The 2,699-nt window shown below is 57.4% G+C and carries 5 protein-coding genes and 1 pseudogene; 5 read left to right on the plus strand and 1 reads right to left on the minus strand.

The annotated features are described in order from the left end of the window. From trpC to AC2VLY_RS04755, 3 genes and pseudogenes are all read left to right on the plus strand, one after another. Window positions 1–176, plus strand: a pseudogene (gene trpC, locus AC2VLY_RS04745) (indole-3-glycerol phosphate synthase TrpC); the annotation flags it as partial. Window positions 177–213: 37 nt separating this feature from the next. Then, window positions 214–639 carry an OsmC family protein gene (locus AC2VLY_RS04750; protein ID WP_193650347.1) on the plus strand — a complete coding sequence of 142 codons (426 nt, stop codon included), beginning with the start codon at window positions 214–216 and terminating at the stop codon, window positions 637–639. Window positions 640–649: 10 nt separating this feature from the next. Continuing rightward, window positions 650–1,135 (plus strand): RrF2 family transcriptional regulator, encoded by a 486-nt coding sequence (locus AC2VLY_RS04755; protein ID WP_300253594.1) that lies wholly within the window; start codon window positions 650–652, stop codon window positions 1,133–1,135. Between the two features lie 13 nt (window positions 1,136–1,148). Here the strand turns inward: AC2VLY_RS04755 and coq7 are convergent, their stop codons facing one another. Continuing rightward, complete coding sequence (coq7, locus tag AC2VLY_RS04760; RefSeq protein WP_486921845.1) at window positions 1,149–1,775, minus strand: 2-polyprenyl-3-methyl-6-methoxy-1,4-benzoquinone monooxygenase; 627 nt, start codon at window positions 1,773–1,775, stop codon at window positions 1,149–1,151. A gap of 72 nt (window positions 1,776–1,847) precedes the next feature. Between coq7 and AC2VLY_RS04765 the strand changes: the two genes are divergently transcribed. Both AC2VLY_RS04765 and AC2VLY_RS04770 read left to right on the plus strand, forming a co-directional pair. Continuing rightward, window positions 1,848–2,165, plus strand: a complete 318-nt coding sequence (locus AC2VLY_RS04765; protein ID WP_193650344.1) for a (2Fe-2S) ferredoxin domain-containing protein — start codon at window positions 1,848–1,850, stop codon at window positions 2,163–2,165. After that, window positions 2,165–2,699: alpha/beta hydrolase (locus AC2VLY_RS04770; RefSeq protein ID WP_486921846.1), on the plus strand; the 535-nt coding region annotated here is incomplete at its 3' end. The genes AC2VLY_RS04765 and AC2VLY_RS04770, both read left to right, overlap by 1 nt.

The raw sequence follows: 2,699 nt of genomic DNA on the forward strand, positions 1-2,699 counted from the left end.
CCGAAGACCGCATTGTGGTCACCGAAAGCGGCATTCGCCAGGTTGAGGATGTCCTGCAACTGCGTGCGGCGGACGTCAACGCTTTCCTCGTCGGCGAGGCCTTCATGCGCGAACCGCAACCCGGTGCGGCTTTGAGTAAGCTGTTTGGTTTACATGGCCCGCATATTGGCATCTAATGGCAGGTTGTTGTTCAAAAGCAAAAGGGGGCGACGCATGCAGACACGCGTACAATGGATGGGTCCGGGTCAAATGAGTTTTGTGGCCAATGCTGACAGTGGTCATGCTTTGGTCATGGATGGCTCCGCAGAAATTGGTGGACAGAATCTTGGCGCACGGCCCATGGAAATGTTGCTCATGGGCCTTGGTGGTTGTGCGAGCATTGATGTGGTCATGATCCTGCAAAAATCACGGCAGGCCATCCAGCAATGTGTGGTTGACATCCAGGCCGAACGGGCGGACACCGACCCCAAGGTATTCACAAAAATACACCTGCATTTTATGGTATCCGGCAAAGCACTGGATCCCAAGCGAGTAGCACACGCCATCAGCCTGTCGGCGGAAAAATACTGTTCAGCCAGCGTCATGCTGGGGAAAACAGCGGAAATCACCCACGACTTTACAGTCGTCGACGAATCCTGAGGATGTTTTCATGCTACTGAGTAAAACCAGCGAATATGCTTTACAAGCATTGATTTATCTTGCCGCCCAACCGGAGGGCGAACCGGTGCTGAGCCGGGATATTTCCGATTATCTGCGGGTTCCGGCCCAATATCTGGCAAAAATCCTTCAGGATCTGGCCAAACGCGGGGTACTGGATTCTTTCAAGGGCCGTGGTGGTGGCTTTGTGCTGAGGCCGGGGGCAGACCAGATGAACATTCTGGATATTGTCGAAGTAGTGGAAGGTCAACCCTTCGGCCAGGGTTGCGTGCTGGGACTCAAGGCCTGTGCCGACGAAACCGCCTGCCCGGTCCACTATCAGTGGAAGCCCCTGAAGGCCGAAGTCATGGGTCTGCTCGGCAAGCAAACCATTGGCAGCATGGCTGAAGCCGTGCGTGCCGGTCGTTATCGCATCCATTTACCGGGGGGGTCAGAACTCCATATCCGGCCAATGGCCACCAAACACCCGGTATCCTGAGCACACGGGGCGCTTAAATCCAGAGTGCTCCCTGTGTCAGCATCCTGGAAAACACCCCCATGGCCATCCGCACCGGCATGGGCAGTTTCCCGGCACCCAGAGATTCTGCCGTCTCGGCATGTCCCACTTCATCATCCCGCATCTGCGCCACCACGGCCCGGCTGCGATCATCATCGGCTGGCAAGGCATCCAGGTGCCCGTTCAGATGCTCTTCCACCTGATTTTCCACAGCCACCACCAGACCAAGATTGGCTGCCCGACCCTGACGGGCGGCCAGAAAGCCCATGCTCCAGCCTGCTCCATACCAAAGGGGGGATAAAAGGCTGGGACGACTGTTGAGTTCCTGCAGCCGGGTCTGGCACCAGCGCAGATGATCTTCTTCTTCGCTGCGGGCGCGTTCCAGTTGCGCGCGTAATTCCGGATCAGAGGTACCTGCCGCCTGCCCCATATACAGGGCCTGGGCCATCACCTCACCGGCATGATTGACCCGCATCATCCGTCCTGCCGCCTGACGTTCCCAGGGTCGCAGCAAGGTATCGGGCACCGCCCGGCCGGGATAGGGACGATCACTCCCGACATGCTGACCGGTCAGGGTACGCAGGGCATTATCCAGATTGGCGACAAGCAAATCGCTGAGCATGATTTCTCCGTACGCTGTTTGTAAAAGCTGATTCGGGTATGATGTCCCTGAGCAGAGAAAGGGTCAACGCTTATGGAAGAAGGTTTCTATCAACGGCATATGTTTATTTGCCTGAATCATCGCGACAATGGTGAACAGTCCTGCAACAACAGTGGGCTGGCCGACGAAATGTTTCATCTGGCCAAGAAACATGCCAAATCCCTGGGAATTCATGGTGATCATCAGGTCCGCGTCAATCGCTGCGGCTGCCTGGGACGCTGTCAGGAAGGTCCGGTAGCCGTCGTTTATCCGGAAGCCGTCTGGTACACCTTTGTCGATGGTGATGATGTGCGGGAAATTGTCGAATCGCATCTGCGTGACGGGGTTCCCGTAGACAGGTTACGCATCTGATGCTGCCCATAGACCGCAGTCATCTGTATGACGGGGGCGAGCTGGCGGGTCTGGAGTGCATCGGCCAGAAAGTCCTCATCCCCGGTCCGGCAGGTGATCTGGAAGGCCTCACGGCCTGTCCTGAAAAGGAAACCCGGGGGGCAGTGGCCGTCATTCTCCACCCGCACCCGCTCTATGGCGGCACCCTGCACAACAAGGTGGTGCATTATCTCAGCAGAACCTTCAACCTGCTGGGCATCCCCTCCCTGCGCTTCAATTTTCGGGGGGTCGGAGAAAGCGCCGGCAGTTATGACGACGGCCGGGGGGAAACAGAAGACTGTCTGGCGGTTCTGGACTGGGTGCAGGAAAGACGTCCGGGTTTTGATATCTGGCTCGCCGGCTTTTCTTTTGGCGCTTACGTGGCCTATCGGGCCGTACATCACCATCCCCATATCACCCGCCTGCTGACGGTGGCCCCGCCCGTCAATCTGTTCGACTTCCAGCATCTGACGCCACCCCGCTGTCCCTGGACCCTGATTCAGGGTGAGCAGGACG

The organism is Acidithiobacillus sp. TH-A36, assembly GCF_057473445.1.